Below are 15,201 nucleotides of genomic sequence, written 5' to 3' on the forward strand. Positions count from 1 at the left end.
CGACGTAATAATGCGTATTACCCCGTTGACCCGCGGGCCGTGGGCTGGCGAGACTCCTGGCACGTCGTCGACGACGTGATCGAGGAGGATCCATGCCGAGGCACCGCATCACCCAGGCCGACGTCGCCGCCATGGCAGGCGTCAGCCAGGCGACGGTCTCGTTCGTGCTGAACGACAGCACGCCCGCCGGGGTGCGGATCAGCGAGGAGACCCGTCAGCGCGTGCTCGACGCGATCCGGATCACGGGGTACTCGGCGAATCCCGTGGCCCAGCGCCTCGCGGGCGGGCACAACCAGATCCTCGGGGTGTTCACCTACGAGGCGACGTTCCCGCGCGCCGGCCGTGACTTCTACGGCCCGTTCCTCGTCGGCATCGAGCACGCGGCCGAGAAGCTGGGGATCGACATCCTGCTCTTCACGAGCGCGCGCGTCGTCGACGGGCGCCGCCGCCTGACCCGCGACGGCTGGCAGCGCCTCGGGATCGCCGACGGCTGCCTGCTGCTCGGCCAGCACGAGGACCGCGGCGAGCTCCAGCACCTGCTCGACACAAACTACCCGTTCGTCTTCATCGGCAAGCGCGGCAGCGACGGCGGCCGCCTGCCCTACGTCGGCGCCGACTACGTCGCGGCGACCGCGCGCCAGGTCGAGCGCCTCGTCACGCTCGGTCACGAGCGCATCGGCTACGTCGGGCCGCGCGGCACCGACCAGCCGACGCTCGACCGGGTCGACGCCTACCGCGCCACGATGAAGGCGCACGGGCTCACCGTGCGCTTCGTCGAGCTCGACGACGTCCCGGCCACGGCCGCGGAGATCGTCGACCAGCGCCTCACGGCCGTCGTCGTCGCGCCCGAGAACTACCCGGAGGAGCTCGTGGACGAGCTCGAGGGGCGCGGCGTGCGCGTGCCCGACGACGTCTCGTTCCTCCTCCTGGGCCAGCCCCACCACGGGCGCCCGGGCGGGCGCCGGTGGTCCGGGTTCTCGATCCCGCGCGAGGAGATGGGGGCGCGCGCCCTCGTCCTGCTGTCGCGTCTCGTCGCCGAGTCCGGCTCGGGCCGCTCCGACCGCAAGGCCGCGCGCGCCGCCCGGGTGCCCGAGGACGAGCTGCACCAGCTCCTCGAGTGCGTCGACGTCGACGGCGAGACCGTCGCCGCGCCTCCGCCCGTACCGCCCCCGGGCACCAGACCGCCCTTGCCGACCTCAGAGCACCAGAGCACCAGAGAAACGGAACCAGCGTGACCCATCCAGACCTCCAAGCAGACGTCCTCGTCGTCGGCGGCGGGCTCGGCGGCGTCGCCGCCGCGCTCGCGGCGGCGGAGCGCGGCGCCCGCGTCGTCCTCACCGAGGAGCACCCGTGGATCGGCGGGCAGCTCACGTCCCAGGCGGTGCCGCCGGACGAGAGCCCCTGGGTCGAGCGGTTCGGCGTCACCGCGCGCTACCGCGCGCTGCGCGACGGCATCCGCGACGTGTACCGGCGCTCGTACCCGCTCACCGACGCCGCGCGCACGTGGGACGCCCTCAACCCCGGCGCGGGCTGGGTCTCCAAGCTGTGCCACGAGCCGCGCGTCGCGGTGGGCGTGCTCGAGGAGATGCTCGCCCCGTGGCGGTCCGCGGGCCGCGTCCGGCTGCTCGAGCGCGTGCGCCCGACGGCGGCCACGACCGACGGGGACCGCGTCACCTCCGTGACGCTCACCCCGGTCGCGGCCGACGCCGGGGACGCGCCCGTGACGGTCCACGCGGCGTTCGTCGTCGACGCGACGGAGACGGGCGAGCTCCTGCCGCTGACGGGCACCGAGTACGTCACGGGGTTCGAGTCGAACCGTGAGACCGGGGAGCCGAGCGCGCCCGACGAGGCGCAGCCGGACAACGTGCAGGCCCTGAGCGTGTGCTTCGCCGTCGAGCACGTGGACGGCGACCACACGATCGACCGCCCCGAGCGGTACGACTTCTGGAGCACGTACACCCCGGGCCCGTGGAACGGGCGGCGCATGCTGTCGTGGGAGGCGCCCAACCCGCGCACGCTCGCGATGGACGTGCGGTCCTTCACGCCGAACCCGGGCGACGACGCGCGCGCCGTCGACGCCGACCAGTCGAAGAACCCCGGCGACGGGAACCTCTGGACGTTCCGGCGCATCGCGGCCCGCGACCTCTTCGCGCCGGGCCACTACGCGAGCGACCTGTGCCTCGTGAACTGGCCGAGCATCGACTACTTCCTCGCGCCCGTGCTCGACGTGCCGCGCGACGTGGAGGAGGCGCGGCTCGCGGACGCCCGGCAGCTCAGCCTGTCGATGCTCTACTGGATGCAGACCGAGGCACCCCGCCCCGACGGGGGGACCGGCTTCCCGGGGCTGCGCCTGCGGCCCGACGTCATGGGCTCGGCCGACGGCCTCGCCCAGGCGGCCTACCACCGCGAGTCCCGCCGCCTGCGCGCCGTGACGACCGTGACGGAGAACGACGTCTCGTACGCCGTGCGCGGCGACCGGGGCGCGACGCGCTACGACGACTCGGTCGGCGTCGGCATGTACCGGATCGACCTGCACCCCTCGACGGGCGGCGACACGTACATCGACGTCGCGTCGACGCCGTTCGAGATCCCCCTCGGCGCGCTGCTCCCGCAGCGCGTGACCAACCTGCTCGCCGCCAACAAGAACATCGGCACGACGCACATCACCAACGGTTGCTACCGGCTGCACCCCGTGGAGTGGAACGTCGGCGAGGCCGCCGGCCACCTCGCGGCCCACTGCCTCGCGACGGGGCGCACGCCGCACGCCGTCCAGTCGAAGGCCGACCTGCTCGCCGACTACCAGGACGAGCTCGTCCGGGCCGGCGTCGAACTGCGCTGGCCCGCCGAGGCGCACCCCTACTGACGCGGGCCCCCGCCCGCACCGACACGGCCACCCTCAGTCCGAAGGAGAACTGATGACCCCCCTGACCCCCCGCCGGAACCCGAACCGGCGCCGCCTCGTGAGCGCACCGCTGGCCGCCGGCGGCGTCGCGCTCGCCCTCGTCCTCACCGCGTGCTCCGGCGGCGGCGACGACGTCGCCGGCGAGCCGAGCACGCCGAGCGAGCCCGTCGAGCTGCGCATGACGGTGTGGACCGCCGACGAGACGCAGCTCGCACAGTTCCAGGAGATCGCCGACGCGTACGTCGCGGAGAACCCGGACCTCGTGTCCGGCGTGACGTTCGAGACGATCCCGTTCGAGGACTACACGACGTCGCTCACCACGCAGCTCGCGGGCGGCAACCCGCCGGACCTCGCCTGGATCCTCGAGAGCTACGCGCCCGAGTTCGTGGCGAGCGGCGCGCTCGTCGACGTCGCCCCGAAGCTGCAGGAGACGGAGGGGTACGAGTACGACGACCTGCTCGACTCGTCGCTCGCGCTGTGGGAGAAGGACGGCGGGCTCTACGCCTACCCGTTCTCCAACTCGCCGTTCGCGCTGTTCGTCAACACCGACCAGGTCGCCGCGGCGGGCCAGCCGAACCCGGCCGACCTCGTCGCGTCGGGCGACTGGACCTACGACCAGGTCCGCGACATCGCGGCGGCGGCCGCTGCGACGTCGGGCAAGCAGGGCCTCGTGGTGCGCGACTTCGACTACAAGGTGTGGGAGAACCTGTCGACGATCTGGGACGGCTGGGACGCGGCGCCATGGAGCGAGGACGGCACGCAGTGCACGTTCACCGACCCCGAGATGGTCGACGCGCTCACGTGGATCCACGACGCGACGTTCGTCGACAAGGCGCTGCCCGGTCCGGGCACGACGGCCGACTTCTTCGCGGGCGACTCCGCCATGACGATCACGCAGATCAGCCGCGCGTCGTCGCTCGACGACTCGTTCGGGTGGGACGTCGTGCCGCTGCCGGCGGGTCCGGCGGGCCAGCAGAACGTCATCGGCCAGGCGGGCATCGGCGTCTTCGCCGCCGGTGAGCACCCCGACGTCGCCGCCGACTTCCTCGCGTGGTTCACCAACCCGGAGAACGCCGAGACGCTCGCCGCCTACTTCCCGCCGCCGCGCGAGTCGCTCCTCACCGCCGAGACGCTCGGGGCCGCCAACCCGAAGCTCAGCGAGGAGCAGCTCCAGGCGGTCGTCGTCGACGGCATCCAGGGTGCCGTGACGAAGCCGTCGCACCAGAACTTCGCCAAGCTGCAGGACACGGTGCGGGCCGAGCTCGACGCGCTGTGGACCGCGGACGCCGACGTCGAGGGCGTGCTCGCCGACACCTGCGCGGCGATCCAGCCCCTGCTCGAGGACTGAGCGTGGCGTCCTCCGCACTCGCACGACGGGACGCGGCCGTGGGCTACACCATGGTCGCGCCCGCCGTGCTCGGCGCGCTCGCGTTCGTCGTCGCGCCGCTGGTCGCCGTCGTCTGGTACTCGCTGCACGAGTGGAACGTCCTCGCGAACACGTTCACGTTCGCGGGTGCCGACAACTACGAGCGCATGCTCGCGGACCCCGGCCTGCGCGACTCGCTGCTCGCGAGCCTGTGGTTCTCGGTCGGGCTCGTCGTGCTCAACATATCGCTCGCGCTCGTCCTCGCGGTGCTGCTCAACCAGAAGCTCCCGGGAACCACGACGTTCCGCACGTTCTTCTTCTCGCCGGTCGTCGTGTCGCTCGTCGCGTGGACGATCGTGTGGAGCTTCCTGCTCCAGGCCGACGGCGGGATCAACGGGTTCCTGTCGCTGCTCGGCGTCGAGGGGCCCAACTGGCTGCGGGGCGAGACGACCGCGATGATCTCGGTGATCGTCGTCCAGGTCTTCAAGAACGTGGGCCTCAACATGATCCTCTTCCTCGCGGCGCTGCAGGGCGTCCCCGAGGAGGTCCAGGAGGCCGCGCGCATCGACGGTGCCGGCGCGTGGCGGCGCTTCCGGTCGATCACGCTCCCGCTCATCAGCCCGACCGTGCTGCTCGTGTCGATCCTCACGATCGTCGGCTCGCTCGAGGTGTTCGCGCAGATCGCCGTGCTCACGGGCGGCGGGCCGGGGAGCTCGACCACGGTGCTCGTCTACTACCTGTACCAGCAGGCGTTCCGGTTCAACGACTTCGGCTACGCGAGCGCGATCTCCGTCCTGCTGTTCGTCATCGTCCTCGTCCTGACACTCGTGCAGTGGCAGACGCGCAAGAGGTGGGTCTTCCATGAAGTCTGACGTGATGCCCGGCCCGGCCACGCTCCCGGGCGCGGACGACGGCCCCGCCCGGCGCGTGGCGTCGGGCCCGGGCGGCGACGGCCCGGGCGGGACCCGGCGCACGCCCGCGCGGCGCGACCGCGCCGCGCGCTCTCGGCGCCGGCGGGGACGCTGGGCGCTCGTGGCGCTGCTGGTCGTGCTCAGCGTGCCCTTCGTGTTCCCCACGTGGTGGATGGCGACGTCGAGCCTCAAGCCGATGAGCGAGATCCTGCGGGCCGTGCCGACGCTCTGGCCCCAGGACCCGTCGTTCGCGGCCTACGGCGAGGTGTTCCGGCTGCAGCCGTTCGCGCAGCAGTACTGGAACAGCCTCTACATCGCGGCGCTGGTGACGGTCGGGACGATCCTCGTGTCGTCGATGGCCGGGTACGCGTTCGCGCGCATCCGGTTCCCCGGGGCGAACGCGCTGTTCCTGATCGTCCTCGTCGGGCTGCTCGTGCCGTCCGAGGTGACGATCGTCCCGCTGTTCCGGATGGTCAACTCGCTCGGGCTCATCGACACGCACTGGCCGCTGGTGGTCATCCCGATCCTCGGGGCGCCGAGCGTCCTCGCGACGTTCATCATGCGCCAGTTCTTCCTCGGGCTCCCCGGCGAGCTCGAGGAGGCCGGGCGCATGGACGGGCTGGGGCGGTGGGGGATCTTCTGGCGGATCGCGTTCCCGCTGTCGCGCTCGGCGATCTCGGCCGTCGCGATCTTCACGTTCCTCAAGTCGTGGAACCTGTACCTCGAGCCGATCGTGTACCTGTCCAGCAAGGACCGGTTCACGCTCCCGCAGGCCCTCACGCAGTACGTCGACGCCTACGGCGGACCGATGTGGAACGTGCAGCTCGCGGCGACGACGCTCACCGTGCTGCCCGTGCTCGCGGTGTTCCTCGTCGCGCAGAAGCAGTTCGTCCAGGGCCTGGCCCACTCGGGCCTCAAGGGCTGACCCTCGCCCGCCAGTGCAGGAGATGGTCGCGATCTCGCCGTCGGTCCGCGACCATTTCCTGCACTCACGGGGTGCGGCCTAGGCTCGTGCGTGTGGCTCATCTCCTCGGCGCCGACGGCATCTCGCTGACCGTCGGCACCCGCACCCTGCTCGACGACGTCTCGCTCGGCCTCGACGACGGCGACCGCGTCGGCATCGTCGGCCCCAACGGCGCCGGCAAGTCGACGCTCCTGCGCCTGCTCGCGGGCACGCAGCAGCCCGACGGCGGCCGCGTCACCCGGGTGGGCGGCCTGCGGGTGGGCCTGCTCGACCAGCGCGACGACGCCGGCACCGGCGCGACGATCCGCGACCTCGTGCACGGCGACGCCGCGACCCACGCCTGGGCGTCGGACGCGAGCATCCGCACCGTCCACGCGGGACTGCTGGGCGACCTCGACCTCGACGCCCCGGCGGACACGCTGTCCGGCGGCCAGCGTCGCCGGGTCGCGCTCGCGGCCCTCCTCGTCGCCGACCACGACGTGCTGTTCCTCGACGAGCCGACCAACCACCTCGACGTCGAGGGCGTCGCGTGGCTCGCCGCGCACCTCAGCGACCGCTTCGCCCGCCCGGGCGCGAAGGGCGCCCTCGTGGTCGTCACGCACGACCGCTGGTTCCTCGACGCCGTCTGCTCGCGCACGTGGGAGGTGCGCGGCGACGGCTCGGGCCAGGTCGAGGGCTACGAGGGCGGGTACGCCGCGTACGTGCTCGCGCGCGCCGAGCGGGCCCGTACGGCGGCCGTCGCGGCGGAGAAGCGCGAGAACCTGCTGCGCAAGGAGCTCGCGTGGCTGCGGCGCGGCGCGCCCGCGCGCACGTCCAAGCCCAAGTTCCGGCTCGACGCCGCCGCGGCGCTCATCGCCGACGTCCCGCCGCCGCGCGACACGCTCGAGCTCACGCGCACCGCGACGAAGCGGCTCGGCAAGGACGTGCTCGACCTCGAGGACGTGACGGTCGCCGTGCCTCGCCAGGACGGGCAGGGCGAGCGCGTGCTGCTCGACGACGTCACGTGGCGCCTCGGGCCTGGCGACCGGTACGGGGTCGTCGGGGTGAACGGCGCCGGGAAGACGACGCTCCTCGCGCTCCTCGCCGGACGGCGGGAGCCCGACTCCGGGCGGGTCAAGCGGGGCAAGACCGTCCACGTCGCCGAGCTGTCGCAGGACGTGGGCGAGCTCGACGACATCGCCGGGTCGCGCGTGATCCAGGTGATCGAGGACGAGAAGCGCTCGGTCGTCGTCGACGGCAAGGAGCTCTCCGCGTCCCAGCTCGTCGAGCGCCTCGGGTTCACGCGCGAGCGGTCGCAGACCCTCGTGCGCGACCTCTCGGGCGGCGAGCGCCGCCGCCTCCAGCTCCTGCGCCTGCTCGTCGCCGAGCCCAACGTGCTCCTGCTCGACGAGCCGACGAACGACCTCGACACCGACACGCTCGCCGCGCTCGAGGACCTCCTCGACGGCTGGCCCGGCACGCTCGTCGTCGTCTCGCACGACCGCTACCTGCTCGAGCGCGTCGCGGACCGCCAGGTCGCGCTGCTCGGGGACGGTCGGGTGCGCGACCTTCCGGGCGGCGTCGAGCAGTACCTCGAGCTGCGGCGCGCGGCGCTCGCGGTTCCCGGGGCGGCGTCGAGCGGCTTCGCGCCTGCGGCCGGGGGCGACGGCGGGGCGGAGGGCGCGCCGGACGCGGCCGCCCCGGCCGGGCCGAGCGCCGCCGAGGTGCGTGCGGCGAAGAAGGAGATCAACCGCATCGAGCGGCGGCTGTCGAAGATCGCGGAGGCGGAGGCGCGCCTGCACGAGAAGATCGCGGCGAACGCGACCGACTTCGCGGCCGTCGCGGAGCTCGACGCCGAGCTGCGCACGCTCGCGGCCGAGAAGGACGAGCTGGAGGCGGCGTGGCTCGAGGCGGCGGAGGTCGCCGGGTGACGGCGGGAACGACACCGGGCCCGCGCGCGATGCGGGTCGGCGTCTCGACGCGCGGCGTCGAGGTCGACGACGGGCAGGGCGGCGTCCTCGCGCCCTGGACCGACGTGCGCCGGGTGACCGCCTTCGCGCTCGGCGCGGTGGTGAGCCCGGTGCGGTACGTGTCGTTCGACCTCGTGAACGGGCACAGCGTCGAGGTGGACGACGCCGCACCCGAGTGGGACGACGTGGTCGCCGCGCTCCCGGACGTCGTGGAGCTCGCGGTGCCTGACCTGCCGGCGGCACTGGGGGCGCTGGTGGCGCACGGCCCCGTGCTCGTCCTCGCGACGCCCGGCCGTCCGGGCTGAGGCCCGGCCGCTCGCGTCGACGCCCGGACCGGGCGGTCCACGAGCGGGCGCCGGACCGGGTCAGCGGCGCAGGAAGCCCATGCGGTCGTCGGGGTCGACGCGCTCGAGGATCGCGCCGGCGATGGCGTCGAGCTGGTCGACCTGCTCGGGCGTGAGCGCGTCGATGACGTGGTCCCGGACGTTCGCGACGTGCCCCGGCGCGGTCGCGACGACCTTGTCCCACCCGGCGCTCGTGAGGTGCGCGTTCGTGGCGCGGCGGTCCTCGGGGCAGGGGACCCGCTCGACGAGCCCGCGCTTCTCGAGCCGCGCCACGACGTGGGAGAGGCGGGGGAGCGTCGCGTTGGTGGCGCTCGCGAGGTCGGTCATCCGCAGCGTGCGGTCGCGTGCCTCGGACAGCATCGCGAGCACGTAGTACTCGAAGTGGCTGAGGTCGGCGTCGCGTCGGAGCTGGGTGTCCAGGACGCCCGGCAACAGCTCGACCACGGCCACGAGCCGCTTCCAGGCGTCGAGCTGCTGGTCGTCGAGCCAGCGGGGTTCTGTCGTCATCGGGCCTCCTCCGGTGTGACCATCGTAATAGTTGACGCTACAAGTTTAGCCTCGTGGCGTGATGGTTGTAGCGACAACCAACAGCCGACCGGGCGGCCGGCGCAGGAAGGGAAGCCACCATGAGCAGCATCTCCATCATCGGCGCGGGCACCATGGGCTCCGCGATCACCGGTCTCGCGCTCGCCGCGGGCAGCCAGGTGCAGGTCCTCACGCGCGAGGCGACCGAACTCGACCCCCGGGTCGCGGCCGGCGTCGTCGGCGACGGCCTCACGGGGGACGTCGTCGTCCTCGCCCTCCCGTACGGGGCCGTCGCGGAGGTCGTCGACCTCTACGCCGACCGCCTCGACGGCAAGGTCCTCGTCGACATCACCAACCCGCTCGACTTCGCGACCTTCGACTCCCTCGTCGTGCCCGCGGGCTCGTCGGCCGCCGCGCAGCTCCAGGAGCGCGTGCCCGGCGCGCGCGTGCTCAAGGCGTTCAACACGAACTTCGCCGCGACCCTCGCGTCCGGGCAGGTCGGCTCGCTCCCCACGACGGTCCTCGTCGCGGGCGACGACGCGGACGCCAAGGCCGCGCTGGCCGGGGTCGTCTCCGGCGTGCGCGTGGTCGACGCGGGCTCGCTGAAGCGTGCGCACGAGCTCGAGGCCCTCGGCTTCCTCCAGCTCACGCTCGCCGCGGGCGAGAAGACGTCCTGGACGACGGGCTTCGCGCTCGCGGAGTGACGCGCACCTTCGGGGACGACGGCGGCCGGCCACCCTCGAGGTGACCGGCCGCCGCGCATCCCCGTTCAGCCGCGCGCCTTCTCCACCGCCGCCCGCGCCGCCTCGCGCTCCGCCTTCTCCGCCTCGCGCAGCGCCTTCTCGAGCTCGCGGACCTTCTTCTGCGCCTCGCGGACGCGGCGCTCGGCGTCACGGCGCTTGAGCGTCGCCTTCTTGACCTTCGGGTCCTTGACGTGGACGGACACCTCGACCGGCACGGCTCCGCCGACCGGCGCCTCGTCGTCCGCACCGTCGTCGGGCGGCGTGGACGACGAACGGAAGTCCCGCCCGGCACCCGGGGCGCCCGCCGCACGCGCGTCGACGTAGACCGCGAGGCCGTCGAGCAGGCGCTCGAGCCCCCAGGCCGTGTCGTCGATCTGCCCCTCTCCGGCGTACGCGCCGGACTCGACGAGGGGGCGCAGGTACGGGAACCTCACCTCGTCGACCAGCTCGCGCAGCGCGTCGGCGAACGACCCGCCGAGCACGGCGTCCTCGTCGCCCGTGGCGTCGACCGCGCGGGCGAGCTCGGCCTCGAGCCGGGCCGCGTTCCGCGCATACCCGCTCAGGAGGAGGATGACCGACATCTTCTCCTCCTCGTCGAGCGGCGTGGAGCGCAGGGCCCGCAGGCAGGAGTCCGCGGCGCGCAGGGTGTTCGGGGTGACGGGCGCACCGGTCACCGGGACGTCGAGGAACCAGGGGTGCGAGGCGAAGACCGCCATGGAGAACTGCGCCCACTCGCGGAGCTCGGTGCGCCAGTCCGCGGGCTCGTGCGCCGGGGGGTACTCGACGTCGAGTACCGCCTCCTGCATGAGGAGCAGCAGGTCGTCCTTGCTCGTCACGTACCGGTAGAGCGACATCGTCGTGAAGCCGAGGCTCTGCGCGACCTTCGCCATGGAGACCGCGGCGAGGCCGTCGGCGTCGGCGATCTCGATCGCGGTCTCGACGATGCGCTCGATGCTCAGCTCACGCTTCGGGGCGCGCTCGGGCCGTTCGGCGACGCCCCACGCGAGCGCGATCCGAGGTGGGAGGTCGGGTGCGTCCGTCATGGGACCATCCTCCCCGAACCGGGGTGCGCCCGTGCGCACTGCCGGCGAGCGGGCGCTCCGGGCGGCGCGAGCAGGTGGTCCTGGCGCGTCCGGTCGCAGGACGCGCCGGGACCACCTGCTCGGCCCGGGCGGGGTCGGGGTCAGCGGGCGGTGCGCCGACGGTAGAGGACGGAGCCGGCGGCGCAGCTCACGACGAGGAAGCCCACGAGCCACGCGACGCCCGTGAGGACGGTCGTCGCGTCCGGCGACCCCGCGAGGAGCCCGCGGAACGTCTCGATGATCGGCGTGAACGGCTGGTTCTCGGCGAACCCGTGCAGCCACGACGGCATGGTGTCGATCGGGACGAAACCCGAGCTGAGGTAGGGCACGAACAGGAAGATGAAGTTCACCGACTGCGACGCCTCGACGCTGAGCACGAGGCCCAGGACCACGCTGAGCCACGTGAAGGTCAGCACGGAGAGGACGGAGAACGCGACGAGCCCCAGCCAGTCTCCGAGGTCGGCGTCCGCCCGGAAGCCGAGCGCGTAGGCGACCCCCACGACGACGACCGCCGAGGCGAGGTTGCGGCCGATGCTCGCGACGACGTGCCCCCACAGGGCGGAGGGCCCGAAGATCGGCATCGTCTTGAACCGGTCGATCGTGCCCGACGTCATGTCCTGGGCGACGCCGACGGCCGCGGTCGCCGAGCCGAAGCCGAGGCACATGACGAGCACGCCGGGCACGACGTAGTCGATGTAGTCGTCACCGGAGATCGCCCCGCCGAAGATGACGACGAAGACGAGCATGATCATCACCGGCAGCACGAACGCGGTGATGAGCCCGTCGAGGCTGCGCAGCTGGCGCCGGGTCTCCCGCACGACCATCGTGCGCACGTCGCGCACGGCCGTCGCGGGGCTCTGCCGTGACCGTCCGGACGGCGCAGGACGGGCGGGGCGCACCCGGGCGGGCGCGGTCGTGGGCGTGGCGCTCATCGGACGGTCTCCTTGCGGGTGAGGGCGATGAAGACGTCGTCCAGCGTGGGCTTGACGACGGTGACCCCGGCGACGGCGAGGTGGTGGGCGTCGGCGACCGCGAGCACGTCGCGGATCGTGCGGACCGGGTCGTCGCTGGGCGCGGTGAGGGACAGGTCCTTCTCGTCGGTCGCCGCCACCAGGCCGAGACCGGGGGCGAGCCCGACGGCGGCACTGAGGCTCGCGGGGTCCTCGAACGCGATGCGGACGTGGTCGCCCGCGACGAGCGCCTTGAGCTCCGTGGCGGTACCGAGGGCGGCGACCTTGCCGTCGTCGAGGACGGCGATGGAGTCGGCCAGGCGGTCGGCCTCCTCGAGGTACTGGGTCGTGAGCAGCACGGTCGTTCCATCCGCGGCGAGGCCCCGCACGACGTCCCAGAGCTGCGAGCGCGACGCCGGGTCGAGCCCGGTCGTGGGCTCGTCGAGGACGAGCACGGCCGGGTCCGCGACGAGGCTGATCGCGAGGTCGAGCCGGCGGCGCATGCCGCCGGAGTAGGTGCCGACGCGGCGGTCGGCGGCGTCCGTGAGGTCGAACCGGTCGAGGAGCTCGGCCGCGCGCGCCCGGACCGTCCGGGGCGGCAGGTGCGCGAGGTTCCCCATCATGACGAGGTTCTCGGTGCCGGTCTGGAACTCGTCGACCGACGCGTACTGCCCCGTGAGCGCGATGACGTCGCGCACCCGGCCGGCGTCGCGCACGACGTCGGCGCCCGCGACCGAGGCCCTCCCGCCGTCCGGCTTCACCAGGGTCGTGAGGATGTTGACGGTCGTGGTCTTGCCGGCGCCGTTGGGCCCGAGCAGCGCGAAGATCTCGCCGCGGCGCACGGTCAGGTCGACGCCGCGCAGCACGGCGTGGTCGCCGTAGGACTTCTCGAGCCCCTGCACGGCGATCATCGGTTCGCTCATCGCCTTCTCCTTCTCGGTCGTGCGTGCTGGCCGTGTGCGGTGCACACGGATGTGTATGACGTAAACAACGTGTACACCATAAACACGTGCCGAAGGGTCGGTCAAGGGCTTCGATGTGCCGAGGAGGACCGCGATCGTGAGGTGCACCCGTGGCCGCGCGAGGTAGAACCGTGGCCGCGCGAGGTAGAACCGTGGTTGCGCGAGGTAGAGCCGTGGTTCGCGAGGTAGAGCGGTGATCGCGCGGTAGGCCCTTCCCCGCCCGGGCTATCTCGCGTGGGAGCGGGGAGGGCCCGTGAGAGCGAGGCCGATCGCGGTCATGGCGACGAGCGCGCCGAGCACGACGGCGACCGGCGTGGTCCACGTGCCCGTCGCCGTCTGCAGCGCGCCGGCGAGCGTCGGGGCGACCGCCGCGAGGCAGTACCCGACGGACTGCACGGTCGCGGACGCCTGGCGGCCGCGCCGGACCGTCGGGAAGCGCTGGGCGACGAGCGTGAAGATGACGACGAAGTTCGCCGCCTGGGCGATGCCGGCCGTCGACGCCCACACCGCCCACAGGTCGGGCGCGACGAGCAGGCCCACGGGCAGCGCGAGCCACAGCACCGCGATCGCGGCGAAGCGCTGTCGCAGCGACCAGCGGCGCGCCGCCAGCGGCACGGCGAGCCCGCCGACGATCGCGAACCCCTGGAACAGCGACGCGGCCCCACCCGACGTCGAGCGGGGGATCCCCGCGAGGTCCTCCAGGATGAGCGGCAGCCACGCCGTGAGCGCGTAGAAGCTGGACGACTGGAGCGCGAACATCGCGCACAGCCACCACGTGAACGGCGTCGCCAGGACGTGGCGCTCGCGGGCGACGGCGGGGTCGGTGCCCGTGACGCCCTCGGCGGCCGCGGCCGCGAGGTCGCCGGGGGAGTCGGCCCCCCTCGGCCCGCCGCCCCGGTCGTCCGGCGCGGGCGGTGCGTCGTCGCCGGGTGCTGTCGTCCCCGACGCCGTCGCGGCACCGGGGCGCTGCGTCGTCGATCCGGTCCCACGCACCTCGCGCGGGACCGCCCGCAGCCACCAGACGAGCGCGACGACCGCGAGCACGGACCAGGACGCGAGCGCCCAGCGCCACCCGACGGCGTCGGCCAGGGGTGCGGTGAGCGCCGTGGTCGCGACGGTGCCCACGTTGATCGCCGCCGTGTACAGGCCCGTCACCGTCGCGACGTGCCCGGGGAAGTCACGCTGGGCGATCATCGGGACGGCGAGGTTGGCCGTCGTGATGCCGAGCCCGAGCAGCGCCGTCCCGGCGAACGTGCCCGCGGCGCCGAGGGCGGCGACGTCGGCCGAGCGCAGCAGCGTGCCGGCGAGGATCAGCGCGAGGGCGACGGCGATCGCCGTGCGCAACGACGACCGCCCGAGCAGCCCCGCGACCGCCGGCGTCGCCACGGCGAAGCACAGGACGGGGATGCCGGTGAGCAGGCCCGCGGCCGCCGCGGTGAGGTGGAGGTCCGCCGCGACGTCCGCGACGACCGGCGGCAGCGCGGTGAGCGGCGCGCGCAGGTTGACCGCGACGAGCAGCACCGCGACGAGCAGCACGCCGTCGATCCCGCCGCGGAACGTGCTCGGGCGGGGCGGCCGGGACGGCGGCATCGGGCGGTGACCTCCGGGTGCGGGCGTGCGCGACGCCGCCCGCCCGGTCGGCCGGGCCGTCGGTCAGTCGTCGAACTGTCCTACGACTGTACGCAGGAGCGCCGCGAGCGCAGGGCGGCCGCCGGGCTCCAGCGCGTCGAGGATGCGCGCCTCCACCGCCAGCAGGTCGGTCATCGCCGTGTCCACGCGCTCCAGGCCCTCGGGCGTGAGCTCGACGAGCACGCCGCGCCGGTCGTCGGGGGACCGGCGGCGCACCACGAGGCCGCGCTCCTCGAGACGGTCGATGCGGTTGGTCATCGTCCCGCTCGTCACGAGCGTCTGCGTGACGAGCGCGCCGGGCGACAGACGATACGGCTCGCCGGCCCGTCGCAGCGCGGACAGGACGTCGAACTCCCACGTCTCCAGGTGCCCGCGCGCGAACGCGGTGCGGCGTGCCCGGTCGAGGTGCCGCGCGAGGCGGTCGACGCGCGAGAAGACGGTGAGCGGCTCGACGTCGAGGTCGGGTCGCTCCCGCTGCCACGCCGCGACGATGCGGTCGACCTCGTCCTCGTGCTGCTGCTCCATGACGCGAGGGTACTCGACGTGTCTCGACATCAAGACTCTTGACGCCCGCCACCCGTACTGCCGGGAGACAACCGCGTCCGCGCGAGGGAGAAGCCTGGTCGCCCGAGGTAGAACCCTGGTCGCCCGAGGTAGAACCCTGGTGGGCCGAGTTAGGACGCTGGTCGGCCGAGGTAGAACCGCGGTTGCCGCCCGCAGCGCGGCTCGTCGTCGCAAACCTGTCACCGCAGGGCAGGTTGCCCGGATGGGCGCCGACCAGGGTGAGACGACGCCGGGCGGGGTGGGTGGTGGTGCCGCGTCGTGGCGGGCCTGGCGGGAGCCGCGAGGAACGAGCGGCGGATGGTAGACGCGG

14 protein-coding genes are annotated in these 15,201 nt (G+C 73.4%); 8 read left to right on the plus strand and 6 right to left on the minus strand.

Features of this window, described 5'->3' with window-relative positions:
- Positions 1-92 precede the first annotated feature (92 nt).
- From JN535_RS19440 to JN535_RS19470, 7 genes are all read left to right on the plus strand, one after another.
- On the plus strand, positions 93-1,235 hold the full coding sequence (locus tag JN535_RS19440) for a LacI family DNA-binding transcriptional regulator (RefSeq protein WP_205207452.1): 1,143 nt from the start codon (positions 93-95) through the stop codon (positions 1,233-1,235).
- Positions 1,232-2,863, plus strand: coding sequence for an FAD-dependent oxidoreductase (locus tag JN535_RS19445; protein WP_205207453.1), 1,632 nt, complete (start codon positions 1,232-1,234; stop codon positions 2,861-2,863). Before JN535_RS19440 ends, JN535_RS19445 begins: the two co-directional genes overlap by 4 nt.
- A 52-nt stretch (positions 2,864-2,915) precedes the next feature.
- Complete coding sequence (locus JN535_RS19450) at positions 2,916-4,250, plus strand: ABC transporter substrate-binding protein (RefSeq protein WP_205207454.1); 1,335 nt, start codon at positions 2,916-2,918, stop codon at positions 4,248-4,250.
- A gap of 2 nt (positions 4,251-4,252) precedes the next feature.
- Positions 4,253-5,140 (plus strand): carbohydrate ABC transporter permease, encoded by an 888-nt coding sequence (locus JN535_RS19455; RefSeq protein ID WP_307869009.1) that lies wholly within the window; start codon positions 4,253-4,255, stop codon positions 5,138-5,140.
- Positions 5,130-6,104 (plus strand): carbohydrate ABC transporter permease, encoded by a 975-nt coding sequence (locus JN535_RS19460; RefSeq protein WP_240201477.1) that lies wholly within the window; start codon positions 5,130-5,132, stop codon positions 6,102-6,104. The genes JN535_RS19455 and JN535_RS19460 overlap by 11 nt, the downstream gene beginning before the upstream one ends.
- A gap of 92 nt (positions 6,105-6,196) precedes the next feature.
- Positions 6,197-8,053 carry an ABC-F family ATP-binding cassette domain-containing protein gene (locus JN535_RS19465; RefSeq protein WP_205207455.1) on the plus strand — a complete coding sequence of 619 codons (1,857 nt, stop codon included), beginning with the start codon at positions 6,197-6,199 and terminating at the stop codon, positions 8,051-8,053.
- The gene (locus JN535_RS19470; RefSeq protein WP_205207456.1) at positions 8,050-8,397 is read left to right on the plus strand and encodes a hypothetical protein; all 348 of its coding nucleotides are present in this window, start codon (positions 8,050-8,052) and stop codon (positions 8,395-8,397) included. The genes JN535_RS19465 and JN535_RS19470 overlap by 4 nt, the downstream gene beginning before the upstream one ends.
- A 60-nt stretch (positions 8,398-8,457) precedes the next feature.
- Here JN535_RS19470 and JN535_RS19475 read toward each other — a convergent pair whose 3' ends face one another.
- Positions 8,458-8,943, minus strand: a complete 486-nt coding sequence (locus JN535_RS19475) for a MarR family winged helix-turn-helix transcriptional regulator (RefSeq protein ID WP_205207457.1) — start codon at positions 8,941-8,943, stop codon at positions 8,458-8,460.
- Positions 8,944-9,062: 119 nt separating this feature from the next.
- On the opposite strand from JN535_RS19475, the gene JN535_RS19480 reads away from it, so the two are divergent.
- Positions 9,063-9,665, plus strand: coding sequence for an NADPH-dependent F420 reductase (locus tag JN535_RS19480; RefSeq protein WP_205207458.1), 603 nt, complete (start codon positions 9,063-9,065; stop codon positions 9,663-9,665).
- A gap of 65 nt (positions 9,666-9,730) precedes the next feature.
- Here JN535_RS19480 and JN535_RS19485 read toward each other — a convergent pair whose 3' ends face one another.
- The 5 genes from JN535_RS19485 to JN535_RS19505 form a co-directional block, all read right to left on the minus strand.
- On the minus strand, positions 9,731-10,747 hold the full coding sequence (locus tag JN535_RS19485) for a TetR/AcrR family transcriptional regulator (protein WP_205207459.1): 1,017 nt from the start codon (positions 10,745-10,747) through the stop codon (positions 9,731-9,733).
- A 140-nt stretch (positions 10,748-10,887) separates the two neighbouring features.
- Entirely contained in the window at positions 10,888-11,718 is an 831-nt protein-coding gene (locus JN535_RS19490; protein ID WP_205207460.1) for an ABC transporter permease, read from the minus strand.
- Positions 11,715-12,659 (minus strand): ATP-binding cassette domain-containing protein, encoded by a 945-nt coding sequence (locus JN535_RS19495; protein WP_205207461.1) that lies wholly within the window; start codon positions 12,657-12,659, stop codon positions 11,715-11,717. Before JN535_RS19495 ends, JN535_RS19490 begins: the two co-directional genes overlap by 4 nt.
- A gap of 264 nt (positions 12,660-12,923) precedes the next feature.
- Positions 12,924-14,288 (minus strand): MFS transporter, encoded by a 1,365-nt coding sequence (locus tag JN535_RS19500; protein WP_205207462.1) that lies wholly within the window; start codon positions 14,286-14,288, stop codon positions 12,924-12,926.
- A 63-nt stretch (positions 14,289-14,351) separates the two neighbouring features.
- On the minus strand, positions 14,352-14,852 hold the full coding sequence (locus tag JN535_RS19505; RefSeq protein WP_205207463.1) for a MarR family winged helix-turn-helix transcriptional regulator: 501 nt from the start codon (positions 14,850-14,852) through the stop codon (positions 14,352-14,354).
- Positions 14,853-15,201: the final 349 nt, after the last annotated feature.

This window comes from Cellulosimicrobium cellulans (genome assembly GCF_016921195.1).
Lineage (GTDB): Bacteria > Actinomycetota > Actinomycetes > Actinomycetales > Cellulomonadaceae > Cellulosimicrobium > Cellulosimicrobium cellulans_F.